General features: G+C 68.2%; 25 protein-coding genes. 13 read left to right on the top strand and 12 right to left on the bottom strand.

Annotated features, from left to right (window positions below; all coding sequences use genetic code 11):
- Positions 1–95 precede the first annotated feature (95 nt).
- From ACSFA5_RS19180 to ACSFA5_RS19145, 8 genes are all read left to right on the top strand, one after another.
- Positions 96–872, top strand: coding sequence for a FadR/GntR family transcriptional regulator (locus tag ACSFA5_RS19180; RefSeq protein WP_435445623.1), 777 nt, complete (start codon positions 96–98; stop codon positions 870–872).
- A 132-nt stretch (positions 873–1004) separates the two neighbouring features.
- On the top strand, positions 1005–1928 hold the full coding sequence (gene ltnD / locus ACSFA5_RS19175; RefSeq protein WP_435445622.1) for an L-threonate dehydrogenase: 924 nt from the start codon (positions 1005–1007) through the stop codon (positions 1926–1928).
- 22 nt (positions 1929–1950) lie between these two features.
- Entirely contained in the window at positions 1951–2970 is a 1020-nt protein-coding gene (gene denD / locus ACSFA5_RS19170; protein ID WP_435445621.1) for a D-erythronate dehydrogenase, read from the top strand.
- Between the two features lie 3 nt (positions 2971–2973).
- Positions 2974–4245, top strand: a complete 1272-nt coding sequence (otnK, locus tag ACSFA5_RS19165; RefSeq protein WP_435445620.1) for a 3-oxo-tetronate kinase — start codon at positions 2974–2976, stop codon at positions 4243–4245.
- A 112-nt stretch (positions 4246–4357) separates the two neighbouring features.
- On the top strand, positions 4358–5023 hold the full coding sequence (locus tag ACSFA5_RS19160; protein WP_435445619.1) for a class II aldolase/adducin family protein: 666 nt from the start codon (positions 4358–4360) through the stop codon (positions 5021–5023).
- 12 nt (positions 5024–5035) lie between these two features.
- Entirely contained in the window at positions 5036–5866 is an 831-nt protein-coding gene (otnI, locus tag ACSFA5_RS19155) for a 2-oxo-tetronate isomerase (protein WP_435445618.1), read from the top strand.
- The gene (locus ACSFA5_RS19150) at positions 5863–7062 is read left to right on the top strand and encodes an amidohydrolase family protein (protein ID WP_435445617.1); all 1200 of its coding nucleotides are present in this window, start codon (positions 5863–5865) and stop codon (positions 7060–7062) included. Before otnI ends, ACSFA5_RS19150 begins: the two co-directional genes overlap by 4 nt.
- A gap of 21 nt (positions 7063–7083) precedes the next feature.
- Positions 7084–7542 carry a RidA family protein gene (locus tag ACSFA5_RS19145; protein ID WP_435445616.1) on the top strand — a complete coding sequence of 153 codons (459 nt, stop codon included), beginning with the start codon at positions 7084–7086 and terminating at the stop codon, positions 7540–7542.
- Between the two features lie 10 nt (positions 7543–7552).
- Here ACSFA5_RS19145 and ACSFA5_RS19140 read toward each other — a convergent pair whose 3' ends face one another.
- From ACSFA5_RS19140 to ACSFA5_RS19090, 11 genes are all read right to left on the bottom strand, one after another.
- On the bottom strand, positions 7553–8209 hold the full coding sequence (locus tag ACSFA5_RS19140; RefSeq protein ID WP_435445615.1) for a TetR family transcriptional regulator C-terminal domain-containing protein: 657 nt from the start codon (positions 8207–8209) through the stop codon (positions 7553–7555).
- A gap of 8 nt (positions 8210–8217) precedes the next feature.
- The gene (locus tag ACSFA5_RS19135) at positions 8218–9198 is read right to left on the bottom strand and encodes a PDR/VanB family oxidoreductase (protein ID WP_435445614.1); all 981 of its coding nucleotides are present in this window, start codon (positions 9196–9198) and stop codon (positions 8218–8220) included.
- 40 nt (positions 9199–9238) lie between these two features.
- The gene (locus tag ACSFA5_RS19130; RefSeq protein WP_435445613.1) at positions 9239–9829 is read right to left on the bottom strand and encodes an NAD(P)H-dependent oxidoreductase; all 591 of its coding nucleotides are present in this window, start codon (positions 9827–9829) and stop codon (positions 9239–9241) included.
- Positions 9830–9973: 144 nt separating this feature from the next.
- Positions 9974–11011, bottom strand: coding sequence for an ABC transporter substrate-binding protein (locus tag ACSFA5_RS19125; RefSeq protein ID WP_435445612.1), 1038 nt, complete (start codon positions 11009–11011; stop codon positions 9974–9976).
- 57 nt (positions 11012–11068) lie between these two features.
- Positions 11069–12466 carry an FAD-binding oxidoreductase gene (locus ACSFA5_RS19120; protein WP_435445611.1) on the bottom strand — a complete coding sequence of 466 codons (1398 nt, stop codon included), beginning with the start codon at positions 12464–12466 and terminating at the stop codon, positions 11069–11071.
- A complete protein-coding gene (locus tag ACSFA5_RS19115) occupies positions 12438–13340 on the bottom strand; it encodes an ABC transporter permease (protein ID WP_435445610.1) in 903 nt (300 codons plus the stop codon). Before ACSFA5_RS19115 ends, ACSFA5_RS19120 begins: the two co-directional genes overlap by 29 nt.
- Positions 13318–14130, bottom strand: a complete 813-nt coding sequence (locus ACSFA5_RS19110; RefSeq protein WP_435445609.1) for an ABC transporter ATP-binding protein — start codon at positions 14128–14130, stop codon at positions 13318–13320. The genes ACSFA5_RS19115 and ACSFA5_RS19110 overlap by 23 nt, the downstream gene beginning before the upstream one ends.
- A gap of 23 nt (positions 14131–14153) precedes the next feature.
- Entirely contained in the window at positions 14154–14975 is an 822-nt protein-coding gene (locus ACSFA5_RS19105; protein ID WP_435445608.1) for a creatininase family protein, read from the bottom strand.
- A 183-nt stretch (positions 14976–15158) separates the two neighbouring features.
- The gene (locus ACSFA5_RS19100) at positions 15159–16784 is read right to left on the bottom strand and encodes an MFS transporter (RefSeq protein WP_435445607.1); all 1626 of its coding nucleotides are present in this window, start codon (positions 16782–16784) and stop codon (positions 15159–15161) included.
- A 32-nt stretch (positions 16785–16816) separates the two neighbouring features.
- The gene (locus ACSFA5_RS19095; protein ID WP_435445606.1) at positions 16817–17587 is read right to left on the bottom strand and encodes an amino acid ABC transporter permease; all 771 of its coding nucleotides are present in this window, start codon (positions 17585–17587) and stop codon (positions 16817–16819) included.
- A gap of 82 nt (positions 17588–17669) precedes the next feature.
- Positions 17670–18446, bottom strand: a complete 777-nt coding sequence (locus ACSFA5_RS19090) for a basic amino acid ABC transporter substrate-binding protein (RefSeq protein WP_435445605.1) — start codon at positions 18444–18446, stop codon at positions 17670–17672.
- A gap of 242 nt (positions 18447–18688) precedes the next feature.
- Here ACSFA5_RS19090 and ACSFA5_RS19085 point away from each other — a divergent pair, with 242 nt between their 5' ends.
- The 4 genes from ACSFA5_RS19085 to ACSFA5_RS19070 all read left to right on the top strand — a co-directional run bounded on the left by ACSFA5_RS19085 (position 18689) and on the right by ACSFA5_RS19070 (position 20792).
- Entirely contained in the window at positions 18689–19375 is a 687-nt protein-coding gene (locus ACSFA5_RS19085; RefSeq protein ID WP_435445604.1) for a hypothetical protein, read from the top strand.
- A 26-nt stretch (positions 19376–19401) separates the two neighbouring features.
- Complete coding sequence (locus ACSFA5_RS19080; protein ID WP_435445603.1) at positions 19402–19944, top strand: GTP-binding protein; 543 nt, start codon at positions 19402–19404, stop codon at positions 19942–19944.
- Positions 19941–20357 (top strand): roadblock/LC7 domain-containing protein, encoded by a 417-nt coding sequence (locus tag ACSFA5_RS19075; RefSeq protein ID WP_435445602.1) that lies wholly within the window; start codon positions 19941–19943, stop codon positions 20355–20357. Before ACSFA5_RS19080 ends, ACSFA5_RS19075 begins: the two co-directional genes overlap by 4 nt.
- Before the next feature lie 75 nt (positions 20358–20432).
- Complete coding sequence (locus tag ACSFA5_RS19070) at positions 20433–20792, top strand: hypothetical protein (RefSeq protein WP_435445601.1); 360 nt, start codon at positions 20433–20435, stop codon at positions 20790–20792.
- An 89-nt stretch (positions 20793–20881) separates the two neighbouring features.
- Here the strand turns inward: ACSFA5_RS19070 and ACSFA5_RS19065 are convergent, their stop codons facing one another.
- Positions 20882–21358 carry an Lrp/AsnC family transcriptional regulator gene (locus ACSFA5_RS19065; protein WP_093129057.1) on the bottom strand — a complete coding sequence of 159 codons (477 nt, stop codon included), beginning with the start codon at positions 21356–21358 and terminating at the stop codon, positions 20882–20884.
- 178 nt (positions 21359–21536) lie between these two features.
- Here ACSFA5_RS19065 and ACSFA5_RS19060 point away from each other — a divergent pair, with 178 nt between their 5' ends.
- Positions 21537–25145 carry an indolepyruvate ferredoxin oxidoreductase family protein gene (locus tag ACSFA5_RS19060; RefSeq protein WP_435445600.1) on the top strand — a complete coding sequence of 1203 codons (3609 nt, stop codon included), beginning with the start codon at positions 21537–21539 and terminating at the stop codon, positions 25143–25145.
- The last annotated feature ends 15 nt before the right edge of the window (positions 25146–25160 follow it).

Below are 25160 nucleotides of genomic sequence, written 5' to 3'. Positions count from 1 at the left end.
AGTGCGCCGAAAGTCATTCCTCGGGTCTCTTTGCAAGCTTGGTGGGGGTCGCACGTCCCTCGGTTAGAGTCGCAGCCCACCGCCGCACCACGCCCATGACCGCCCGCTTCCAGTCCGTTGCCCCCACCGTCCGCCTGGCCGACCAGGTGGCCGATGCGCTGGCCGCCGAGGTGCGCAGCGGGCGGCTGTCCGAAGGCGACCGGCTGCCCACCGAGACCGCACTGGCCGCGCAGTTCGGCGTCAGCCGCACCGTGGTGCGCGAAGCGGTTTCCAGGCTCAAGTCGCTCGAGCTGGTCGACTCGCGCCAGGGCAGCGGCGTGTACGTGCGCGCGGCCGGCGTCGAGCCGCTGCGCTTCGAGATGCCGCACGTGGCCTCGCGCGAAGCGGTCGTCCAGATGGTCGAGCTGCGCCGCGCGCTCGAGACCGAAGTGGCCGCGCTGGCCGCCGAGCGGCGCACCAAGGCCGACCTGCGCCGCATCCGTGAAGCCATCAAGGCGCTCAAGGCAGCGGTGGAGGCCGGTGGCAACGGGGCCGATGAAGACGTGCGCTTTCACACCGCCATCGCCGAGGCCGCGCGCAACCCTTTCCTGCTCGGCACGCTGCAGTACCTGCGGCAGTTCCTGCACGGCGCCACGCGCGTGACGCGCGCCAACGAGGCGCGCCGCGCCGACTTCGCCGCCCAGGTGGCGCAAGAGCACGCGCTGATCGTCGAGGCCATCGACGCGGGCGACGCGGCGCGCGCGCGCGAGGCGGCCAAGACCCACATGGACAACGCGATCCGCCGCATCGAGCAGGCCGACCCGGCGTTCTGGCAGCAGGAGGGCGCTCAGCTCGCGCGGCCCTTGGTCGAAGGCTGGCCGGCACGCCACTGAGCCCTTGCGCTCGCCCCGGGTGCGGGTTGGAACGGATCGGCCCCGGCGGCATGAATTTGTATGATGACCTGACAAATTGAAGCGCAGGGCATTGCGGCCTACGCTGGACACCCTCTCAAGGAAAGCCACGCCATGACCTCTACAACTTCCCCCGTCGTCGGCCTTGTCGGCCTCGGCGCCATGGGCGCCGGCATGGCGCAATCGCTGCGCCGCGCGGGGCACGCGCCGCATGTGTTCGACGTGCGCCGCGAGGTGGCGCAAGCCTTCGCGCGCGACGGCGGCACGGCCTGCGACACGCTGGCCGCGCTCGGCGCGCAGTGCGACATCGTGGTCTCGGTGGTCGTCAACGCGGCGCAGACCGAGTCGGTGCTGTTCGGCGACGGCACGGTGCCCGGCTGCGCCGCGTCGATGAAGCCCGGCAGCCTGTTCGTGATGTGCTCCACGGTCGACCCGAACTGGTCGGTGGCGCTGGAGGCGCGCCTGGCGAAGCTCGGCCTCCTGTACCTCGACGCGCCCATCTCCGGCGGCGCCGCCAAGGCCGCGAGCGGCCAGATGACCATGATGACCGCCGGCACGCCCGCCGCCTACGCGAAGGCGGGCGCGATGCTCGACGCGATGGCCGCCAAGGTCTACCGCCTGGGCGACAGCGCGGGCGCGGGCAGCAAGGTGAAGGTCATCAACCAGCTGCTGGCCGGCGTGCACATCGCCGCGGCCGCCGAGGCGATGGCGCTGGGCCTGCGCGAGGGCGTGGACCCTGCGGCGCTGTACGAGGTGATCACGCACAGCGCGGGCAACAGCTGGATGTTCGAGAACCGCATGGCGCATGTGCTGGCGGGCGACTACACGCCGCTGTCGGCGGTCGACATCTTCGTGAAGGACCTGGGGCTGGTGCTCGACGTGGCGCGCGCCACCAAGTTCCCGCTGCCGCTGTCGTCCACCGCGCACCAGATGTTCATGCAGGCCTCCAGCGCGGGCCATGCGCGCGAGGACGACAGCGCGGTCATCAAGATCTTCCCGGGCATCGAGTTGCCCGCCGCGAAGAAGGTTGAAAAGTAAGTCTGAAAAAGGAAGACACCCCATGAACGTTCTGATCACCGGCGGCTGCGGCTTCCTAGGCGCCCGCCTCGCCCGCACGCTGCTCGCGGGCGGCCCGCTCGCACTGGCCGGCGCGGCTGCCCAGCCCGTCACGCGCATCACCCTGGCCGACCGCGTGCCGCCGCCCGCCGACCTGGCGGGCGATGCGCGCGTGCAGTTCGTGCAGGGCGACCTGCTGGCGCAACTGGCCGCCGGCGCGCTGCCCCTGGCCGAGACGCAGCTCGTGTTCCACCTGGCCGCCGCCGTCAGCGGCGAGTGCGAAGCCGACTTCGACCTCGGCATGCGCAGCAACCTGGACGCCACGCGCGGCCTGCTCGAAGCCGCGCGCCACGCCGGCCATGCCCCGGTGTTCGTGTTCTCCAGCTCGGTCGCGGTCTTCGGCGACTCCTCCGAGCAGCGCCTGCCCACGGTCATCGAAGACACCACGCTGCCGACGCCGCAGAACAGCTACGGCATCCAGAAGTTCATCGGCGAGCAGCTGGTGGCCGACTTCACGCGCAAGGGCTTCGTGCAGGGCCGCAACGTGCGGCTCATGACGGTGTCGGTGCGCCCGGGCAAGCCCAACGGTGCGGCATCGAGCTTTTTGAGCGGCATGCTGCGCGAGCCGCTGGCAGGCGTTCGCGCGCGCTGCCCGGTGTCGCCAGACACGCCCGTGGCGCTGGCCTCACCGGGCAACACGGTCGCCGGCCTGGTCCGCGCGGCCACGGCCGGCGCTGCCGAATGGGGCGCGCGCACCGCCATCAACCTGCCCGCGCTGACGACCACCGTGCGCGAGATGGCGCAGGCGCTCGAACGCATCGCCGGCAAGGACGCCACCGGCCTGATCGACTGGGAGCCCGATGCCGGCATCGCGAAGATCGTGACCAGCTGGCCCAGCCGCATCCACGCCGCGCGCGCCGAGGCGCTGGGCCTGAAGGCCGATGCGAGCTTCGACGCCATCCTGCGCGACTACGTGCGCGAGAACCCGCAGGCAGTCACGCTGTCTGTCGCCACCGAGAACTGAGCCATGACCAAGTTGATGCTCGGCTGCATCGCCGACGATTTCACCGGCGCCACCGACCTGGCCAACAACCTCGTGCGCGCGGGCATGCGCGTGGTGCAGACCATCGGCGTGCCCGAAGGCCCGCTGGACGCCGACGTCGATGCGGTGGTGGTCGCGCTCAAGTCGCGCACCATCGCGCCGGCCGAGGCCGTCGCGCAGTCGCTCGACGCGCTGCGCTGGCTGCAGGCGCAGGGCGCGCGGCAGGTCTACTTCAAGTACTGCTCCACCTTCGACAGCACGCCGCAAGGCAACATCGGCCCCGTCACCGAGGCGCTGATGGACGCGCTGCAGTGCGACTTCACCATCGCCACGCCCGCCTTCCCCGACAACAAGCGCACGGTGTTCAAGGGTTACCTGTTCGTGGGCGATGTGTTGCTCAGCGAGAGCGGCATGCAGAACCACCCGCTCACGCCGATGACCGACCCGAACCTGGTGCGGGTGCTGCAGGCGCAGTGCACGCGCAAGGTGGGGCTGGTCGACCACACGGTGGTCGCGCGCGGCGCCGAGGCCATCGACGCGCGCATCGCCCAGTTGAAGGCCGAGGGCGTGTCGATCGCCATCGTCGATGCGGTGTCGAACGACGACCTGCTGCGCATGGGCCCCGCGCTCGCGAAGTTGCCGTTGCTCACCGCGGGCTCGGGCGTGGCCATCGGCCTGCCGGCCAACTTCGGCCTTGCGCCGTCGTCGCAGGCCAGCGCGTTGCCGAAGGCCGGCGGCAGAGCGGCGGTGGTCTCGGGCAGCTGCTCGCTCGCCACCAACCGCCAGGTGCTCGACTTCATCCAGCGCGGCGGTGCGGCCATGGCCATCGACCCGTTGCGCATTGCGCAGGGTGCGGACGTTGCAGCAGAAGTGTTGTCATGGGCCGCACCGCTGATCGAAAAGGGGTCGGTTCTCGTCTACTCCACCGCCGAAGCCGGTGCCGTGAAATCGGTGCAGGGCCGACTGGGCGTGGAGGAAGCCGGCGCGATGGTCGAGCGCACCATCGCCGCCATCGCACGCGGGCTGGTCGAGCGCGGCGTGCACCAGTTGGTGGTGGCCGGCGGCGAAACCTCGGGTGCGTGTGTGCAGGCACTGGGCATCGCGCAGATGCAGATCGGCCCGCAGATAGACCCCGGTGTGCCGTGGTGCCATGCACGTTCTCCTGCCGCACCGGAGGCGGGCTTGCACATTGCGCTGAAGTCCGGCAACTTCGGCAGCGACGATTTTTTTACCAAGGCGTTCGCGGTGCTTGAATGACGTTCGCGGTTTCAGGGCGCGATCACGCCGACGGGGGACATTCGCGGAGGGGCGTACCCGGCGGCCTGTGCACCCGTCCCGAACAGCAACACAGCCCAAGCAAAAAGACGACATGAACGAAACCCAAGCCCGAGAAGAAATCTGCCGAGTCGGCCGCAGCCTTTACGAGCGCGGCTACGTGCACGCGACGGCAGGCAACATCAGCGTGCGGCTGGACGACGGCTTCCTCATCACCCCGACCGATGCCTGCCTGGGTTTCCTCGACCCCGCGCGCCTCGCAAAGCTCGACGCGCAAGGCCAGCAGACATCAGGCGACCGCGCCAGCAAGACCATCGCGCTGCACATGCGCATCTACACCGCCGCGCGCAGGTTCGACGCGAACACCGCCTGCGTCATCCACACGCACAGCACCCACTGCGTGGCGCTCACGCTGAACGAGCCCGGCGACGAACTGCTGCCCGCACTCACGCCTTACTTCGTCATGAAGGTCGGCCACGTGCCCGTCATTGCGTACCACCGCCCCGGCGCACCCGAAGCGGCCGAACAGGTGGCGCAGGCCATCGAACGCCTTGGAAACGCCGGCACGCCCATCCGCGCCGTGATGCTCACGCGCCTGGGCCCCAACGTGTGGCACGACACGCCCGCCGCCGCCATGTCCGTGCTCGAGGAACTCGAGGAAACCGCCCGGCTCCAGGTGCTCACGCAGGCCTCGAAACCCGTGCCCCTGAACGCCGACCAGATCGATGAACTGCGCCGCACCTTCGGCGCACGCTGGTAGTACAAACACCCCATGCCCCAATTCGCCGCCAACCTCTCGATGCTCTACCCGGAGCTCGCCTTCCTCGACCGCTTCGATGCCGCCGCGAAAGACGGCTTCAAGGCCGTGGAGTACCTCTTTCCGTACGACTTCGCGAAGGACGAGATCCTGGCGCGGTTGCGGCACAACGGCCTGCAGCAGGTGCTGTTCAACGGCCCGCCCGGCGACTGGAACGCCGGCGAGCGCGGCCTGGCCTGCCTGCCGGGGCGCGACGCCGAGTTCCGCGAAGGCATCGCCAAAGCCATCGACTACGCCGTGGCACTCGACTGCCCGCGCATCCACGTCATGGCCGGCCTCGTGCCCGAAGGCCTGGCGCGCGACGCGCTGCAGCCGGTGTACCTCGACAACCTGCGCTGGGCCGCGCAGGAAGCCGCCAAGGCCGGGCGCGACGTGCTCATCGAGCCGATCAACACGCGCGACATTCCGGGCTTCTTTCTCAACCGGCAAGACCATGCGCACGAGATCGTCGAAGCGGTCGGCGCGCCCAACCTCAAGGTGCAGATGGACCTGTACCACTGCCAGATCGTCGAGGGCGACGTGGCGATGAAGATCCGCCAGTACCTGCCCACCGGCCGCGTCGGCCACATCCAGATCGCGGGCGTGCCCGACCGGCACGAGCCCGACCTCGGCGAGCAGAACTACCCCTACCTGTTCGACGTGCTTGACGAGGTGTCGGCGCAGTGCGGCTGGCAGGGCTGGGTCGGTTGCGAGTACCGGCCCCGGCGCGGCGCCGAGCCCGGCGGCACGTCGGCCGGGCTGGGCTGGCTGCGCGCGCAGGAACTGCGCGGATCGCAGCGCGCATGAGGCTGGAGGCGCTGCGCATCCCCACGCCGCTGCGCGGCTTCGACGCTGGCGACGCGCAGCTGTTCGATGTCACGCTGGCTGGCGGCACCGTCGAATCCATCGCGCCGAGCGCGCAACGGCAGCAAGCCCGCGGCACGTTGCTGAGCGCGCTGGTCGAAGCCCACGCGCACATCGACAAGAACTACACCGTGCAGGACGTGGGCGCGGCGCAGGGCAATCTGTTCGCGGCCATCGAGCGCATGAACAAGCACCGCGACAGCTGGACCGGCGCGTCGCTGCGCCTGCGCATGGAACGCGCGCTGCACGACGCGTGGCACTCGGGCACGCGCGCGCTGCGCACGCACCTCGACTGGGTGCAGGCCGAACCACCGGCCGCGCTGGCCGAGTTCGAGGCGCTGCGCGAGGAATGGCGCGGCCGCGTCGAGTTGCAGTTCGTGTCGCTCACGCCGCTCGACCTGTTCGCGGACCTGGCGGCGGGCGAGCGCATCGCGCGCGAGGTGAAGCGCGCGGGCGGCACGCTCGGCGCGTTCGTCTACCGCAACGACGGCATCGTGCACAAGCTGGGGCGCGTGTTCGAACTGGCGCAGCAGCACGGCCTGGGCCTGGACTTTCACGTGGACGAAGGCCTCGACGTGGAGGCCGGCGGCCTGCGCAGCATCGCGCAGCTGGTGCGTGCGCGCGACTTTCGCCACGGCGTGGTCTGCGGCCATTGCTGCTCGCTGTCGGTGCAGGACGATGCGGTCGCCCACGAAACACTTGCGCTGTGCGCCGGCGCGGGCCTGCACCTGGTCGCGCTGCCCACCACCAACCTCTACCTGCAGGGCGCATGGAACGGCACGCCGGTGCCGCGCGGCATCACGCGCATCCGCGAAGCGGCGGCACGGGGCTTGCGTGCGAGCCTGGCAACCGACAACGTGCAGGACGCCTTCTATCCCTACGGCAGCTACGACCTGCTGGAGACCTTCGGCCTCGGTGTGCAGATGGCGCACCTGGCCCCGGCCTCCGACTGGCTCGACGCCATCACCGTGAGCCCCGCCAAGGCGCTGGGGCTCGCATGGGACGGGCGCCTTGCGCCGGGCTGCCCGGCGGACCTGCTGGTGCTGGCGGCCACCGACGAACACGAACTCATCGGCCCGCGCGGACGGCAACGCACCGTCATCCGCGCAGGCCGTGTGCTCGTGCCCCAGACACCTTGAACTGAATCCGGAGAACACCCCATGAGCATGGGCAAGCCAATGGCCAACTACGCCGCCGCCAAGCGCGTCGGCGATTTCGTCTTCATGAGCGGCGTGGTCGCCTTCGACCCGGCCACGCGCCGCGCCGTCGCCGGCTACGACGCCATTCCCGAAGCCGCGCGCACCGCGCTGCAGGGCGTGGGCTACGCCACGGGCCAGATGTCGGTCGACGTGTTCGAGGCGCCCATCGTGGCGCAGAGCTGGTTCGTGCTGGAGCGCATCCGCCACATCGCCGCGGAGCACGGCGGCACGATGGAAGACGTGGTGAAGCTGGTGCAGTACTTTCGCCACCTGCCGCACTACGCGTTCTACAACCGCGTGCGCGGCCTGTTCTATCCGGGCGAGCCGCCGGTGAGCACGGTGGTCGAGGTGTCGCGCTTCCTGCCGGGGGACGAGGTGCTGGTCGAGGTCGAAGCCACGATGTATTTGCCGCAGCGCTGAGAAGGCGCGGTTACTTGACCCCGGCACCCTTCAGCAGGAACTCGGTCACCTGCTCGATCAGGTAGCGCCGGTCCTTGTCGTCGCCCTGGCGGGCCGCGTCGCGGTAGTACGCGGCCTGCGTGGCGTGGTCGGCGTAGAACTGCGTCACGGCCCAGATGTGGAACAGCACCAGCATCGGGTCGGCGGTGTCCATCAGGCCCTGGTTCATCCAGTTGCGGATCACGGCGGCGGCCTGGTCGGTGCGCTGCTTGCTCGTGTCCATCATGTCGTTGACGACCGGCGCGCCGCGCATCATCTCGGCCGTGAAGATGCGCGAGCGCAACGGGTGCTCGAACGAAAACACCATCTTGCGGTGAATCAGGTCGCCCAGCACCTTGCGCGGGCCGAAGGCCTCGTCGCTGAAGCCGAACACCACGATCCAGTCGGTCAGGATGTCCTGCAGCACCTGCCGGTACAACGCCTCCTTGCTGTCGATGTAGTAGTGCAGCTGCGCCTTCGACAGCCCGGCCTTGTCGGCGATGGCCTGCGTCGACGCGCCGGCCAGCCCTTCGCTGGCGAACACCTCGATGGCCGCCTGGTTGATCAGGCCGAGCACCTGCGTGTACTTGCGCGAACGCCCGCGCGTGGCGGGCGCGTCGGCTTCGCTCTCTTCGATGGCGGTGGGCATGCGTGCGCTCACAGCTGCAGCACCAGTTCCGTGCCTTTGGCGCGCGAGCAGCACAGCGCCACTTTGTGGCGGCGTTCGCTGCCCGTGAGGCAGAAGTCGCGGTGCTCCGCGCCTTCGCCGTCGCCCTCGACCACGCAGGTGCCGCACAGGCCCTGCTGGCACGACACGGGAATGTCGATGCCCACTTCATGCAGCGCATCGACGGCGGTCTGGTCCGCCGCCACCGGCACGGTGATGCCGCGCTTGGCGAGCTTCAGCGTGAAGGGCAGGCCGGCGGCGGTGGCGGCGTCGGTGGGTGCTGCGAAGTATTCGGCGTGCAGTGCGTCTTCCGGCCAGTGCGCGGAGGCGTCGCGCACCGCCTGCATGAAGCCGCCGGGGCCGCACACGTACAGGTGCGTGCCCGGCGTGCGGTCGGCGAGCAGGGCGTGCAGGTCGATGCGTTGTGTGGCGCCTGCATCTTTCTCGGGGCCTTGGTCGAGGTGCAGACGCAGGTGCGGCGCGAGCGCGGGGTCGCGCAGCGCGTCGGCGAAGGCCAGGTGTTCCTCGCTGCGCGCGAACACGCACAGCGTGAACGCGGCGCCGCGCGCGGCCAGCGCTTGCGCCATCGCCAGCAGCGGCGTCATGCCGATGCCGCCGGCCAGCAGCAGGTGGTGCGTGGCTTCTTCGCGCAGCGGAAAGGTGTTGCGCGGCGCGCTGATCGGCAGCAGGTCGCCCTCGCGCACGCGCTCGTGCATCGAGGCCGAGCCGCCGCGGCTGAGCGCCTCGCGCTTCACGCCGATCACGTAAGAGCCGGCATCGGACGCAGAAGGCGCACGCGCCAGCGAGTACTGCCGCGAGAAGCCGCCCGGCATGTGCACGTCGATGTGCGCGCCCGCCTCGTACGACGGCAGCGGCCGGCCCCATGGGTGGGCCAGCTCGAAGGCCAGGATTTCGGGCGTCTGCCGCGAGATGCGTGCGACGCGCACGGTCAGCGTGCGTTCGAGGCTCATGGAAGGGCTCCCTGGGTCTTGTCGGTGGGGTGGGTGTCGGTCAGATGCTGCCCAGCTTGCGCGACACGCGTTCGATGAAGCGCGTGCGGTCTTGCGCGGTGGCGGCGTTCATGTCGTGCAGCTGCAGCCAGGTGACGCGGCAACGCCAGTCGAACAGCGCGCGCAGCGCACGGGTGAACAGGCGCTTGCACGGATGGCCGATGGCCAGCACGAACCAGTGCGGCGAGCCGCCGGTCGTCACCACGGTGAGCCTGCGCACATGGCGCATGCCCGACTTGGCGAGCTGCCCCTTGCGCTCGGCCGGCAAGAAGGCCACGCCCGGCAGCCACACGCGCTCCAGCCAGCCCTTGAGCATCGACGGCGGCCCGTGGAACCACGTGGGAAACACGAACACCAGGTGCTCGGCCCACAGCAGCGCATCGACGTGGGGTTTCACGCGCTCGCGGATCAGCTCGGGGTTGTCCAGGTAGGCCATGCGCTCCTCGCGTGTCAGCGTCGGGTCGAAGCCTTCGGCGTAGAGGTCGATGGTCTTCACCGCATGGCGCGGCTCCAGCGCCGCGAGGGCGGTGCGGTACAGCGCGTGGTTGAAGCTGTCGGGGTTCGGATGGCAGTGGACTACAAGCGTTTTCATGAGAGAGGGCCGCATCGCCGCTTCGGCGAGACAGGGTCAGAGCCCAGGGAACAAAGGCCGCGCGTGCCTTATGGCAACCCAGGCGCCGGCATCTGACCCCGGCGCAAGCCCCGCGCGACCCACGGGAAAAACTTTCGATGCGAATTACTTGCCGGTGAGCTTCTTGCGAACGTCCACACCCACGCCCTTGTTCACGAACTGCGTGGTGACCACCTTCGACAGGTCGACCTCGCCCGCCTTGTACAGGCCGGCCTTGACCATCTTGTCGTAGAAGTCCTTCACGCGCGCTTCGTCCATGGCGCCGATGCCCTTGGTGAGCGACTCGCCGCTGTCGACGATGCCCATCTTCTTCATCAGTTCGATGGAGCCCTGCAGCGACGCGACGGGCGAGTCGGGGTTGGTCTTGGCGATGAGTTCGTTGGCGGCCTTGTTGTCGCCGTAGAGGTAGTTGTTCCACCCGATGATCGAGGCCTCGACGAACTTGCGCACGGTCTCGGGCTTGGTCTTGATCAGGTCGGCACGGGTCTCGACAGTGGTCGAATAGGTCGAGAAGCCGTTGTCGGCCAGCAGCTGCACCACGGGGTCGAAGCCGGCCTGCGCCTTGATCGACAGCGGCTCCGAAATGGCGTAGCCCTGCTGGATGGACTTCTTGTCCGCCAGGAACGGGCCGACGTTGAAGGTGTAGGGCTTGAGCTGCGCGTCCTTGAAGCCGTGCTCCGACTTCATCCACTGCCAGAAGCTGAACTGGCCGTCCTTGCCGATGAAGGCCACGGGCGCCTTGGCCATGTCCTTGAAGGTGTCGAAGCCCTGGCCGGGGTGGGCGAACATGGCCTGCGGATCTTTCTGGAAGAAGGCCGCGACCACGACGGTGGGCACGCCGTTCTTCACGTTGTCGAAGGACTGCAGCAGGTTGCCGGTCATCAAAAAGTCGACCTTGCCGGCAGGCAGCATCGGCCGGTTGTTGACCATCGGGCCGCCCTGCTGGATCTCTACGTCGAGGCCGTACTTCTTGTAGGTGCCGTCCACCAGCGCCTGGTAGAAGCCGCCGTGGCCGGCCTGTGCTTTCCAGTTGGTGGCGAACACCACTTTCTCCTGGGCCTGCACGGCGAAGGCGGCGGCTGTCAGCGCCAGGCCCATGGCGAGGCTGCCAAGCGGACGGAGAGGGAAAGCGGGGATGCGCATGGGGACGTACTCCTGTGAAGGTTTTTGGAAAGTGCGGGAGGCGAGAGACTAATCTTTTCAGCGCTCGACGGCCATGTCGGAAGTCCAGCCGCGCGTCTTGCCGGGGTTCATCAGCCCCATCGGGTCGCTGCGCTTCTTGAAGTCGATCTGCTGCGTGTCGATGGTCTTCATGCCGCCGTCCTCGATGGTTACCACATGCGGGTTGAAGATCTGGCAGCCGCCCTGCGACTCGATCTCGCGGATCAGCTCGTACTGGTGGGCCTCGCCCTTCCAGCGCACCAGCAGGATGCCGAAGGTGCCGCACTCGCCACCGGCGCGCGCGAAGTCCTGGTGCTGCAGCACGTCGTCTCCGAAGATTTTCAGATGGCGCTCCACCACCGACGGATCGAAAGGCTGCGCGTAGGCCACCTGCAGATACGTCCAGCCGCGGTCGGCTTTCAGCGCCTGCAGCGTCGTGTGGTTGAAGGCGCATTCGTAGGCAGGCGGCAGACCTTCGGCGAGCAGCTCGGCCTCGGTGCCCGCGACGGACATCGTGCCGCCGTGCGCATCGGCCAACGCGCGGAACTCGGCCATCGATTCGGGCGAGACCATCGTGAACACCGCATGCCGGTCGGCCGGGAAGCGGTCGCGCATGGCCGTGTAGTAGGGCGAGAAACGTGCCTCCACCGTCGACAGCAAGAAGATGTCGAGCGTGGGCGCCTGCGCCGCGATGCCGAAGTCCAGCGCACCGCGGTAGCTTTCGAACAGCACCGTGCAGTGCACCCATTCGACGGCCGGGCTCAGGGCCACCTCCACGTCGAGGATCACGCCGTTGGTCCCGTAGGCGTGGTGCACCTGCTGAATTTCGTCGCCCAGCAGTTCGATGATTCGCGGTTCGCGCTCCACCGTCATCACCCGCGCGCGCAGCAGGTTGCCGGGGTCGCGCAGGATGCCGTGCCTGAACGAGCCGATGCCGCCGAAGCCGCCCGCGATGAAGCCTCCGATGGTCGCCACATGCCAGGTGGAGGGCCACATGCGCAGCGCCTGGCCCGTCTCGCGCGCGGCGAGGTCGATGTCGTGCATGCGCGCGCCGGCCTCCACGCGCAGGCGGCCGGGCTGGATGTCGAGCACGCGGCACATCTGCGTCACGTCGAGCACGATGCCGCCTTCCAGCGGCACGGACTGGCCGTAGTTGCCGGTGCCGCCGGCGCGCACGGTGAGCGGCAGCTTCCACTTCGCGGCCACGGCCGCGGCCTGGCGCACGTCGTCTTCGGTGCTGACCTTCACCACGAGGTCGGCCACGCAGCCCGAGAGCTGCGCGGTGAGGATGGGGCTGTACCAGTAGAAGTCCTTGGACAGCTGCTTGCGTTGCGCCGGCGCGGTGACCAGGTTGAGGCCGCGCAGGTCTTCGCGCACGGCGTCCCAGTCGACGGCGGGCACAGGCGTTCTAGCGTTCACGGCGCATTTCGCTTTCATGCCAGTGGCCGAGCACCATGCGCGACAGCGCCGCGAACACGATGAAGATCACGATGCCCAGCAGGGACACCAGCAGCAGCGCCGCGAACATCATCGGGATCTCGGTGCGAAAGCTCGATTCGAGGATGCGCGAGGCCAGCCCCGTTTCCTTGCCTGCCGTGCCGGCCGTGAACTCGGCCACCACCGCGCCGATCAGGCTCAGCCCGCCCGCGATCTTCAAGCCCGCCATGAAGTACGGCAGCGCGCTGGGCGCGAGCAGGTAGCGAAAGGTCTGCCAGGGCGAGGCCTTGTAGAGCTGGAACAGGTCGCGCAGGTTGCTGTCGGCGCTCTTCAGGCCGATGACGGTGTTCGACAAAATCGGAAAGAACGCCACGATCCACGCGCACAGCAGCAGCGCCGCGGTGGTGCTCGACACGTAGATCAATATCAGCGGCGCGATCGCGATGATGGGCGTCACCTGCAGGATCACGGCGATCGGGAACAGGCCGATCTCCACCCACTTGAACAGCGCGAACGCAATGGCCAGCGCCACGCCGCCGACAACGGCCGCCGTGAGCGCGAGCAGCGTGAGCTTGACAGTGAACCACAGCGCGCTCGACAGCGAATCCCAGTTGTCGAACAGCGTGCGAAGAATGAGCGAGGGCGCGGGCAGGATGTAGTGCGGAATGTTGTTGGCCCGCACCATCCATTCCCACAGCAGCAGCAGCGCGAGCACGATGCCCGCGGGCACCACGATGCGCAGCATCGACTCGCGCCGGCGCAGGCTGTCTTCGTGCGCGCGCAGCATGTCCGCGGTGGGCGTGGTGGCCGTGGCCTGGGCGGTGTCCACGGGTGTGGCTGGCATCACGGGTTCAATGGTCGATGTCGATGCCATGCAGGGCTCCGTGCAGGGATTGCGAGACGGCCGTGCAATGCGCGTTGTAGCGGCTCGAGGTGCGGAACTCTTCGCCGCGCGGGTACGGCTCGTCGATGTGGATCTCGTCGATCACCCGGCCCGGGCGCGCTGCCATCACCACGATGCGGTTCGAGAGGTACACCGACTCGTACACGCTGTGCGTGACGAACACGATCGAGAAGCGGTGCTCGCGCCAGATGGCCAGCAGGTCGTTGTTGAGCTTGATGCGCGTCATCTCGTCGAGCGCGGCGAAGGGCTCGTCCATCAGCAGCAGGCGCGGGCGCGTGACCAGCGCGCGCGCAATGGACACGCGCATCTTCATTCCGCCCGAGAGCTCGCGCGGGTACACGTCGGCAAAGCGCGACAGGCCTACCAGCTCCAGCACCTGTTCGACCACGGGCGCGGCTTCGTCGCGGCGCATGCCCGCGAGCTTGAGCGGCAGCCACACGTTGTCGAACACCTTGGTCCAGGGCATGAGCGTGGGCTCCTGGAAGACGAAGCCCAGGTCGCGGTCGCTCTTGCTGTCCTTGGCCGCGCCGGTGTTGGCGCCCGACCAGTGCATCTCGCCCGAGCTCACGCGGGTGAGCCCCGCGATCAGCCGCAGCGCGGTGCTCTTGCCGCAGCCCGAGGGGCCGAGGAAGCTGACGAAGTCGTGCTCGCCGATGTCGAGCGACATGCCCTGCAGCGCCAGCGTGCCGTTGGCGAAGCGCTTGCCGACGTTGCGCAGGGCGACCAGCGGCGGGGTGGTGGATGGCGTGGTGCTTTCCATGGCGCGTTCCTTTGTCGCGCAGCCTAGCGCCAGGCCGGCGTGTTGGCGAGGCGAGACAACGCAAAGCGGTCGACCTCTTGCAGCAACTCGACGAAGCGCCGGCTGACGTGGTCGAGCACCGCGGCGCCCTTCTCGGCGGTGGCGCGCGTGGCGTCGCCGGCGGCGCCCGCGGGGTTGATGTCGTGCATCTGCCAGCCGAGCTTGCCGCTGGGCGTGATCGAGAGGAACTTGTTCTCGGCGGCCAGCTGCTCGGTCATGGAGCCGAAGTTCTGGAACTGGTCGCGGCGAACGTAGTCGGGCGCGAGGTGCAGCATGACCGAGCTTTCGAGGTCACCGGCGTGGATGCCGTGCTTGCCTTCGTGCGCGGTGAACAGCCCCTCGGGCAGGCCCAGCGTGTACCAGTTGGCGGCCACGACCATCATGTCGTGCTCCTCGCGCAGGTCGCGCGCCACGATGTCCATCACGCTCATCTGCCCGCCGTGGCTGTTGTAGAGCACCAGCTTGCGCACGCCGGCCTTGGCGACGCAGGCGCCGATGTCCTTCCAGAGCGAGATGAGGGTGGTGGCCGACACGGTGAGCGTGCCCGGATAGCGCGAGTGTTCGTTGCTCTTGCCGTAGGGCACGGTGGGCAGGAAGAGCACGGGCAGGTCGTCGGGCAAATGAGGGAGCGTGGCGCGCACCATGCCGTCGATGGTGGCCGTGTCGGTCGACATCGGCAGGTGGGGGCCGTGCTGCTCGGTGGCGCCCACCGGCAGCACGGCGATGAGCCGTTCACGGTCGAGGCGGGAGAACTCTTCGCTGGTCAGGTCGGACCAGAAGCGGCTGCGCAGGCGGGGCGGATTCATCGTGGCACACCTCTTTGACGTCTGTTGGACAGTTTAATTATCCATGTGGTCAAGAAAAGTGGCTCGGCAAATACCCGTACGTGCAAAAAATTACGGCAGGGTGGGTGTAGACCAGACCATATGGTCAACTCTGTGGGTCCGCCGCTGTTGCCGACCCGCCGGCGCAGGCATGCTGCGGGGTGCTCAGCGCCGCACCACGTACCGCGTCACCACCGGCGCCGTCTCTCCCAGGTGAAACGCCAGCCGCCGTTCGCGCAGCGCCATGTCGCTCGCGGTGGCGCGGTTGAAGCGGCGCAGGTGGTCGGTCCAGGAGTCGTCGACGATCTGCTCCACATAGCGGGCGGGTTGTGCGATGTCGTGCAGCAGCTCCCAGCCGACGGCGCCCTGGCTCAGCCGCGCGCGGCGCGTCTGCTGCATGACGATATGGAAAGCGGCGGCGCGGGCCGGGTCGATGAGGAACTCGACGGTGATGACCACGCGGCCGTGTTCCTGCGGCGCCTCGGCCGGCGGGCCGGCGGCCCAGCCGGCCTGGGCGGGGCTGGTGTCGTCCTCGCCGCTCAGGTCGGTCACCCAGCGCAGCGCCGCCAGCATCAGCAGCGTGCCGCTCGCGGCGGCAATGGCCAGGCTGATCTGCAGGTCGCCGACCGTGGCCACCTGGCCCCAGATGGCCGCGCCGATGGCGCTCGCGCCCATGATGGCCATCTGGTACATCGACATGCCGCGCGCGCGCACCCAGTCGGGCAGCGCGAGCTGGGCCGACACCGACAGCGAATTGGCCACCGTGATCCACGCCATGCCGCCGAAGAACATGGCCGGCACCGCGACCCACGCGTTGGGCGCGAAGGCCATCACCGCCGTGGCGGCCGACTGCAGCAGCGTGCCGCGCAGCACCAGCTGGTCGCGCCCCAGCGCCTGGCGCAGCCGCGGCAAAAACAGCACCGCGATGATCGCGCCCGCGCCCATGGCCGCCAGCAGCAGCGTGAAGGTGCCCGCGCCGCCGCCCTGGAGGTTGCGCGCCAGCAGCGGCAGCAGCGCCAGCAGGGCGGTCGAGTGGAAGAAGAAGATCGATACGCGCGCGAGCACCGCGCGCATGCGCTGCGACTGCCGCACGAACTGCACGCCCACGCGCATTGCGCCGATGAGCTTTTCGCGGCCCAGCGGGTTGGGCGTGTGCTCGCGCCGCCAGCGCATCACCACGAAGCCCGAGGCCACCGACAGCACCGCGTTCAGCGCGAACACCCAGATGGTGCCCGCGCTGGCGATCAGCACGCCGGCCGTGAGCGGGCCGACGATGCGCGAGGCGTTCATCGCGATGCCGTTCAGGCCCAGCGCGGCGGGCAGCTGCGGCCTGGGCACCAGCTCGGGCACGATGGCCGCGAACACCGGCCAGCGCAGCGCCAGGCCGATGCCGTTGGCGAAGGTGAGCGCCAGCAGCAGCGGCGCGGTCATGAGGTCGAGCGCCAGCGCGGCGCACAGCACGACGGCGGTGCCGGCCAGCCAGAACTGCGTGGCCACCAGCCAGCGCCTGCGGTCCAGGATGTCGGCCAGCGCGCCGCTGGGCAGGCCCAGCAGGAACACCGGCAAGGTGGAAGCCGACTGCACCAGCGCCACCCAGATGGGCGAGGTGGTGAGCGAGGTCATCATCCACGCGGCGGCCACATCGTTCATCCACATGCAGATGTTGGCGATGAGCCAGGTGCTCCACAGCATGCGGAACACGGGGAGCTTCAGGGGCTCGAGGGCCGCGAGCTTCGATGGCTGCGGCCGCGCGGGCGGGATCGGTGTCTCTTCGGGCGATATGGGTGGCATGTGGCGCTATTGTGGCGCCGGCCTTTTTGGCGTCAGCCCCGGTCGCTGCGCGCCAGGTGGATTTCCAGGCGCCGCAGCAAGGTGGTGAGCACCAGCGTCATGACCCAGTAGACCACCGAGATCGCCAGGTACGGCTCCCAGTAGCGCGCATACGCCCCGGCCACGGTGCGCGCCGCGTAGGCCAGCTCGGCCAGGCCGATGGCGGAGACCAGCGAGGTGTCTTTCAGCAGCGCGATGGCGTTGTTGCCCAGCGGCGGCAGCATGCGGCGAAAGGCCTGCGGCAGCACCACGTAGCGCATCACCTGCGAGGGCGTGAAGCCGATGGAGCGGCCCGCATCGAACTGCCCGCGCGAAATCGACTGGATGCCCGCGCGGAACACCTCCGAGATGTAGGCCGCCGAGTTGAACGTGAGCGCCACCACGCCCGAGATGAGCGCGCCGTGCTCCTGCTTGAGCGTGCGCGCGAGTTCGCCGTCGATCAGCAGGCCCGAGGTCGGGTGGATGAACACCGGCATCACCGCGAAGTGGATCAAGAGGATCTGCACGAACAGCGGCGTGCCGCGGAAGAAGCTCACGTACACCGTGGCCGGCCAGCGCAGGAAGAAGCGCGCCACCCAGGTCCAGGGCGCATGGCGCGGTTGCGCGAGGCGCGCCAACGCCAGGCACAGGCCCCAGCTCGACCCGAGCAGCACGCAGACCACGGTCATGCGCAGCGTCATCCAGGCGCCCTGCCAGAACAGGTCTTTGTATTCGACGAGGATGTCCCAGCGGAACCATCCGAACAGCAACACTGGTTGTTCCATGCTCACGACCTCAATCTCAGTCAACAACGAAAAACGAAACGGCCGCGTGAGGGCGGCCGTGTTCAGGAAAGTGCCGTGCGGCTCAGCGCACGTTCGGGTCCTTGTTGAACCACTTCTTGTAGATGGTCACGTAGCTGCCGTCCGCGCGAATGGCGGCCAGGCCGGCGGTGAGCTTGTCGAGCAGGGCCTTGTCGCCCTTCTTCACGACGATGCCGAAGCCCTCCTCGGGGAACGACTTGTCGTCCAGCGTCTTCAGCTCGGGGTTCTGCGACACGCGGTAGGCAATGACGCCGTTGTCGCCCATGGCCGCATCGACGCCGCCGCCGGCCAGCTCGGAAATGATGAGCGGCGTGCTCTCGAAGCGGCGGATGTCGGGGCTGGTCTTGCCGAACTCGCGCGAGGCGATGTCGTCGGCGGTGGAGGCGCTGACCACGGCGATCTTCTTGCCGGCCAGGTCCTTCAGCGAGGCGACCTTGCTGTTCTTCGGCAGCGCGATGAGCTGGCGGGCCGCGAAGTACGGCGGCGTGAAGTCGTAGCTTTGCTTGCGCTTGTCGTTGATGGTGACGCCCGAGATCACGAGGTCGACGTCGCCGTTGTTCAGCGCGCCGAAGATGCCGGTGAAGGGGGTGTTCACGACCTTGATCTTCAGGCCTTGCTGCCTGGCGACGGCGTTGATGATGTCGATGTCGAAGCCGACGATCTGCTTGTCCTTGTTCTCGAAGGCGAAGGGCGCGTAGGTGGCGCTGGAGCCGACGGTCAGTTCACGGTTCTGGGCGTGGGCACCGAGCGCGAAGGTGGCCGCGGTGGCGGCGAGGCCGAGCGATATTCCGAGTGAGAAGGCGCGCCGGATGCGGTTCATGGAGTCTCCCGGGGGGTGGTTGTGGCTTTGAAGGCCGGGAATTCTATGCCTGCAAGAGCGATGCCCGACCCGATGTGGCGGGCCTTCCGGCGTTGCTGCAGCGCGTCAGAAACACCCTGAGCATTGTGCATTTGTTCTCAAAAGACCACGGGTCATCCGCTTTTTTGAGGCAACGACGGAAGTATTTAGTTCACAAAGATAACAATATCTAACTATTTGAAACATCGGCCAGCGAAGCAGTTATGTCACTCGTTCTGGGGGTCATGGGGATCCCGAAAGTGGAGGTCGAGCTCTTGCGGATCATTGTCCGGCTGAGTTCCAACCTGCGTACCCCGTGGACCGTGGGCGAGTCGGGCGCCTGCGACCTGCTGCTGGTGGACAGCGCCGGTTCCACCGACGCCCGTCACGCCCCCACCGCGCCCTCCGTCGTCGTGCCCGTGGTGCAGCGCGGCGAAGCGGATGCGGCGGCGCCGGCGGCCCGCCGGACCCTGGCGCGCCCGATCTTCGCGGAAGAGTTGGTCGACCTCCTCAACGAGATGACCCCGCGCATCCATGGCACCCAGGCGGCGGCCGCGGCCAGTGTCCGGTCGGCCCGCAATCTCGACCGCGCCAGCCTGGTCCGCTGGCCCTCGCAGGCGACGCTGCAGAAGAACCCCGTCTACCTGCGGCTGGCCGCGGCGCTCTCCCGGAGCGCGCAGTCCGCCGAAAGCCTGAGCGCGCTGGGCCGCATCGATGTCGACGAGTGCTCGACCTTCCTCGGCCTGCTGCAGCAGGAGGGCGTGCTGGCCTGGTCGGCCGAGGCCCGGGACGGCGGCAACAGCGGCAACAGCGGAGATATCGCGCGCGCCCGTGCCTTGCCCGACGAGGCCGCCCGCCACCGGACCGGCCTGCTCTCGCGCATCCGCCGCCGCCTCGGGCTGGCGGCCTGACCGAACCACCATCCAGGGGACATCGATTGAGGGAATACAAACTCGTCTTCACGGGCCCGATGGGCGTGGGCAAGACCACCGCCATCGCCGCCATCAGCGAGACACCGCCCATCTCCACCGACGTCGCCAACGCCGACGCCTCGGTGGCCAAGGCCACCACCACGGTGGGGCTGGACTTCGGCGAGCTGACGCTCGACAACGGCGACCGGCTGCGCATCTATGGCACGCCGGGGCAGAGCCGCTTCGACTTCATGTGGCAGATATTGATTCGCGACGCGCTCGGCCTGGCCATCCTGCTGGACAACGCCCGCCCGCAGCCGCTGGACGACCTGGCCACCTACCTCGACGGTTTTGCCGGCGCGCTGAAGGAAATGCCCTGCGCCCTGGGCATCAGCCGCTTCGACACTCACCCCTCGCCCTCGCTGGACGACTACGCGCATGCGCTGCAGGCGCGCGGGCTGGTGCTGCCGATCGTGGCCGTCGACCTGCGCAGGAAGGACGACGTGATCGCGCTCATCGACACCTTGCTGATGCAGATCGAAGCCGTCGATGCGGGAGCGCCGCTGTGAACATCAGCCTTGCACTGAAGCTCAAGGCGGCCTCCGAGGCGCAGCACATCCTGGACGAGATCGCCGGCGTGACCGCCGTGGTCATCGCCACGCCCGACGGGTTCGAGGTGGCCAGCGCCAGTCTGCGCAGCTTCGACCCGTCGCGCATCGCCGCCATGGCCAGCACCATCTCCGCCATGGGCGTGGTGGTTTCGCAGGAAGCGAAGCTGGGCCGCTGCAAATGCATCACCGTGGGCACCGACGACGGCTTTGCCCTGTTCAGCCCGGTGCGCAACGAGGAAACCGAGCTGGTGGTGAACGTCATTGCCAACGCGGGCGCCGTGCTCGCGCAGGCGATGTACCGCACCGCCACCTGCGTGAAGGTGCTCGAGGCGCACAAGTCGGGCTGGCTGCCGCCCCGTATCAGCGGCTAGGGACAACAGGCGAGGACGCGTTCGCATGCGGCGTCTTCGCTCTTTTCATACGCATGACCGATAGGAACCCTCGATATGTCGACCATTCAGCAAAGCATTGACAACCTCCTGACCGCCGACGGTGCCATGTGCGCCGCCGTGGTCGATTCCGCCAGCGGCATGATGCTCGGCTCGGGCGGCACCGGCGTGGACCTGGAAGTCGCCGCGGCGGGCAACACCGAGGTGGTGCGCGCCAAGCTCAAGACCATGCGCTCGCTCGGCCTGAACGACGTGATCGAAGACATCCTGATCACGCTGGGCAAGCAATACCACCTGATCCGCCCGCTGGCGCAGAAGGAAGGCGTGTTCATCTACTACGTGCTGGACAAGGCCAAGTCCAACCTGGCGCTGGCGCGCCGCAAGCTGCTGGAAGTCGAGAAGGACATCACCTTCTGAGAAGGCGCGGAAGACGCGGGGCGAGCGCCCCGCGTCCCCTTTCCGGAAAGCCGGCTTCGCGAGGAGCCGGCTTTTTTCGTTGGCGCCGGCTACTTCGCCAGGTGCCCCAGCGGCAGCGCGCTGCTGGCCTTTACTTCGCCCAGCGAGAAGCTGGTGTGCAGGTCTTTCACGTTGGGCAGGTTCATCAGGTGCTGGCGCGCGAAGGCCGAGAAGCTGTCCAGGTCCTGCGCCACCACCTGCAGCTCGAAGGTGCCGGTGCCGCTGATGTAGTGGCAGGCGACCACGTCGGGCAGCTTGCGGATGGCGTCCTCCAGCTTGCGCGTGGCCTCGTGGGTGACGCGCTCGGTGTCCACCCGCACGAACGCGAGCACGCCCAGGCCGATCTTGTGGCGGTCGATCTCGGCGTGGTAGCCCTTGATGAAGCCGGCTTCTTCCAGCGCGCGCACCCGGCGCCAGCAGGGCGCGGCGGACAGGCCCACGCGCTGCGCGAGCTCGGCGTTGGTGAGTCGGCCGTCGGCCTGCAGTTCTTGCAGGATTGCAAGGTCGAACTTATCGATGCTTTCCATGGATGGCGATGTTAAGCAAGATTCTTTCTGAAAGAGGGTTTTTCAGGGCAAAGAACGCAAACACCTGTCGCGGACCCCGGCATACACTTTGCGTGATCATGGGCTCGCGCCCTACCGGGCACAGACCCACAGTCAATCAGCCAGGCTCAAAAGGCCCTGCCATACGGAGACAGACAACATGAACGCCCCGCTGCCCGAGCACATCCGCCGCGCGCTAGAAACCGTCACGCTCGACGACAAATACTCCCTCGATTACGGCCGCGCTTTCATGAGCGGCGTGCAGGCTCTGGTGAAGCTGCCGATGCTCCAGCAGCTGAGAGACAAGCAGGCCGGCAAGAACACCGCCGGCTTCATCAGCGGCTACCGCGGCTCTCCGCTCGGGGGCTACGACCAGGCGCTGTGGAAGGCCAGCAAGTTCCTGAAGGAACAGAACATCGTCTTCCAGCCGGGCGTGAACGAAGAGCTCGCGGCCACCGCGCTGTGGGGCACCCAGCAACTGGGCTTCAGCCCGCAAGGCACCAACAAGTTCGACGGCGTCTTCGGCATCTGGTACGGCAAGGGCCCGGGCGTGGACCGCTGCTCCGACGTCTTCAAGCACGCCAACATGGCCGGCACCACCGAATTCGGCGGCGTGATCGCGGTGGCGGGCGACGACCACATCTCCAAGAGCAGCACGGCCGCGCACCAGAGCGACCACATCTTCAAGGCCTGCGGCACGCCGGTGTTTTTTCCAGCGAACGTGCAGGAAATTCTGGACCTGGGCATCCACGCCTTCGCCATGAGCCGGTTCTCGGGCGTGTGGTCGGGCATGAAGACGATCCAGGAAATCGTGGAGTCCAGCGCCACGGCCATGATCGACCCCGAGCGCGTGCAGATCGTCATTCCCACCGACTTCGAAATGCCGCCCGGCGGCCTGCACATTCGCTGGCCCGACCATGCGCTGGAGCAGGAAGCCCGGCTCATGCACTACAAGTGGTACGCCGCGCTGGCCTATATCCGCGCCAACCGCCTGAACTACAACGTGATCGAAGGCCCGAACGACCGCTTCGGCATCATGGCCAGCGGCAAGGCCTTCAACGACACGCGCCAGGCGCTGATCGACCTGGGGCTTGACGACGCGGCCTGCCGCCAGTTGGGCATTCGCCTGCACAAGGTGGGCGTGGTGTGGCCGCTGGAAGCGCAGCTCACGCGCGAATTCGCCACCGGCCTGCAAGAGATCCTGGTGGTCGAAGAAAAGCGCCAGGTCATCGAGTACCAGCTGAAGGAAGAGCTCTACAACTGGCGCTCGGACGTGCGGCCCAACGTGGTTGGCAAGTTCGACGAAGGCCAGGGCGCGAGCGACGACGGCTATTCGGGCGGCGAATGGTCGATGCCCAACCCCACCGCCCACACGCTGCTGCGGGCCAACGCCGACCTGAGCCCCGCGCTGATCGCCAAGGCCATTGCCGCGCGCCTGAAGAAGACCGGCCTGCTGGCCGCAGCCGGTGCCGACATGGCTGCGCGCATCGAAGCGCAGCTCGCCATCCTCGAAGCCAAGGAGCGTTCGATGGTGGTGCAGCAGGCGTCCACCAGCGTGGCCGACGCCTCGCGCCAGCCGTGGTTCTGCTCGGGCTGCCCGCACAACACCAGCACCGTGGTGCCCGAAGGCTCGCGCGCACTGGGCGGCATCGGCTGCCACTTCATGGCGACCTGGATGGACCGCTCCACCATCGGCTTCACGCAGATGGGCGGCGAGGGCGTGCCGTGGGTGGGCCAGCAGCCCTTCACGACCGACCAGCACATCTTCGCGAACCTGGGCGACGGCACGTACTTCCACAGCGGCCTGCTCGCCATTCGCCAGAGCATCGCGGCGGGCGTGAACATCACCTACAAGATCCTCTACAACGACGCGGTCGCCATGACCGGCGGCCAGCAGGTCGGCGAGCGGCCCGAAGGGCACTCGGTTCTGCAGATTGCCGAGAGCCTGCACGCCGAAGGCACGAAGAAAGTGGTCATCGTCACGGACGAGCCCGAGAAGTACGAGGGCGTGAGCATTCCGGGCGACCACGTGCAGGTGAAGCACCGCGACCTGCTGGACGACATCCAGCGCGAGTTCCGCGCCATGCCGGGCACCACGGCCATCATCTACGACCAGACCTGCGCCACCGAGAAGCGCCGCCGCCGCAAGCGGGGCACGGCCGTCGATCCGGCCAAGCGCGTGGTCATCAACGAGCTGGTCTGCGAAGGCTGCGGCGACTGCAGCGTGCAGAGCAACTGCCTGAGCGTGGAGCCGCTGGAAACCGAGTTCGGCCGCAAGCGCAGCATCAACCAGAGCAGCTGCAACAAGGACATGAGCTGCCTGAAGGGCTTCTGCCCGAGCTTCGTCACCGTCGAAGGCGGCCAGCTCAAGAAGAAGAGCAAGAGCAAGGGCGCCACGCCGGCCGAATTCGGACTGCTGCCCGAGCCCGCGCTGCCGTCTCTGGCAGGCGGCAAGGTCTGGGGCGTGGTGGTGGCGGGCGTGGGCGGCACCGGCGTCATCACCATCGGCCAGCTGCTGGGCATGGCCGCGCACATCGAGGCCAAGGGCATCGTCACGCAGGACGCGGCCGGCCTTGCGCAAAAGGGCGGCGCCACCTGGAGCCACGTGCTCATCGGCGACACGCAGGACGACATTCGCACCACGCGCGTGGGCACCGCGGCCGCCGACCTGATCCTGGCGTGCGACCCGCTGGTCACGATCAACGGCGAAACCATGGCGCGCATGCGCGAAGGGCGCACGCACGTGGCGCTCAACACCCACAGCTCGCCCACCGCCGCCTTCGTGCGCAACGCCAACTGGCAGAACCCCGAAGACGCCTGCGCCGCTGAAATTGCGCGCGCCGTGGGCATCGACGGCATGGGCACCTTCGACGCCGATGCCGCCGCTGCGGCGCTGATGGGCGACACCATCTACGTGAACCCGATGATCCTGGGCTACGCCTGGCAAAAGGGCTGGCTGCCGCTGGCGCACGCGTCGCTGATGCGCGCCATCGAGCTGAATGCCGTGGCCATCGAGAACAACAAGACCGCCTTCGCGTGGGGCCGCCAGGCGGCGGTGCGTCCGGACGAATTCCAGAAGCGCGTGCGTCCCGGCCAGGTCATCGAGTTCAAGAAGCGCGAAACGCTGGAAAGCCTCGTGGCCCGACGCGTGGAGTTTCTGACCGGCTACCAGAACGCCGCCTACGCCGCCGACTACAAGCAGTTCGTCGGCAAGGTGCAGCAGGCCGAATCGGCGCTGGGCCGCACGGGGCTGAGCGAGACGGTGGCGCGCTACCTGTTCAAGCTGATGGCCTACAAGGACGAGTACGAAGTCGCGCGCCTGCACACGGACCGTTCGTTCCTCGACCGTGTCGAAGGCATGTTCGAAGGTGACTACAAGCTCAACTACCACCTCGCGCCGCCGATCATTGCGAAGAAGAACACCAAGGGCCAGCTGCAGAAGCAGAAGTTCGGCCCCTGGATGCTCACGGGCTTCAGGTTCCTGGCCAGGCTCAAGGGCGTGCGCGGCACGGCGCTCGACATCTTCGGGCGCACCGAGGAGCGCAAGACCGAGCGCGCGCTGATCGGCGAGTACCGCGCCAGCATCGAGGAAGTGATCGGCGCCCTGCGCGCGGACAACCACGCGCTGGCCCTCGAGATTGCCGGCCTGCCCGAGCAGATCCGCGGCTACGGCCACGTGAAGGAGCGCAACCTGGCGGCGGCCCGCACCCGCTGGAGCGAGCTGCTGGCCAAGTGGCGCAACCCGCAGGCGCAGCGCGTGGCAGCTTGAGTTTCAACCGGCGCC

This window comes from Variovorax monticola, from assembly GCF_051216855.1.
Lineage (GTDB): Bacteria > Pseudomonadota > Gammaproteobacteria > Burkholderiales > Burkholderiaceae_C > Variovorax.
The sequence above is the reverse complement of the archived record's forward strand: the minus strand, read 5'-3'. Positions and strand labels throughout refer to the sequence as shown.